2 protein-coding genes are annotated in these 846 nt (G+C 65.5%); both read left to right on the top strand.

Annotation, left to right across the window (positions count from 1 at the left end; translation table 11 throughout):
* The coding region (locus tag EN984_RS36255) for an ABC transporter permease subunit (RefSeq protein ID WP_127384437.1) at nucleotides 1-243 on the top strand (243 nt) is incomplete at its 5' end.
* A 3-nt stretch (nucleotides 244-246) separates the two neighbouring features.
* Nucleotides 247-846 (top strand): ABC transporter ATP-binding protein (locus EN984_RS36250; RefSeq protein WP_245480206.1); only part of this gene is annotated, 600 nt, incomplete at its 3' end.

The following is an 846-nucleotide window of genomic DNA, read 5'->3' as shown; positions in this document are numbered from 1 at the left end:
GTGCTGATCAGCGCGACGATGGATCTCGGCCAGGTCGTGCTGCTTGCCGCGTCGCTCAGCTTCATCGGTCTCGGCGCCACGCCGCCGACGCCCGAATGGGGGTCGATGATCTCCGATGGCGCCGTCCATTTCTACCAATGGTGGATCGCCTTCGGTCCGGGCGTCGCCATCCTCACCATCGTGCTCGGCTTCAACTTCATCGGCGACGGCTTGCGCGACATTCTCGATCCAAGGTCGGATTAAGCGATGAGCGCACAGATATCTTCAGCGCAGTCCGGCGCAGCCGACAAGGCAGGCGAGCGCGAGCCGCTGCTGTCCATACGCGGCCTGCGGGTAGGCTTCCGGCGGGCAGGCGATCAGTTCGAAGCGGTGCGCGGCATCGACCTCGAAGTCGCCAAGGGCGAAGTGGTCGGCATTGTCGGGGAATCCGGCTCGGGCAAGTCCGTCGGCATGCTCGCCGCGCTCGGCCTGACGTCGAAGAACGCGGTCGTCACCGGTTCGGTCCGCTTCAACGGCGACGAACTGGTCGGCAAATCGTCACGCGAAATGCGCAAGATCAGGGGCGCGCGCATCGCCATGATTTTTCAGGACCCGCTGTCCTCGCTAAACCCGGTGATGACCGTCGGCGCCCAGATCGCCGAGGCGGTCAGGCTGCATCAGCGCGTCACCCGCAAGCAGGCCATGGCGCGGGCGGTGGAATTGCTCAATCTGGTGGCGATCCCGCAGCCGGAGCGCCGGGTGAACCAGTATCCGCATGAATTCTCCGGCGGCATGCGCCAGCGCGCGGTCATCGCCATGGCCGTCGCCAACGATCCCGATTTGCTGATCGCCGACGAACCGACCACG

The organism is Mesorhizobium sp. M7A.F.Ca.CA.004.12.1.1 (assembly GCF_003997835.1).
GTDB lineage: Bacteria > Pseudomonadota > Alphaproteobacteria > Rhizobiales > Rhizobiaceae > Mesorhizobium.
This window is presented reverse-complemented; position numbering and strand designations above follow the sequence as displayed.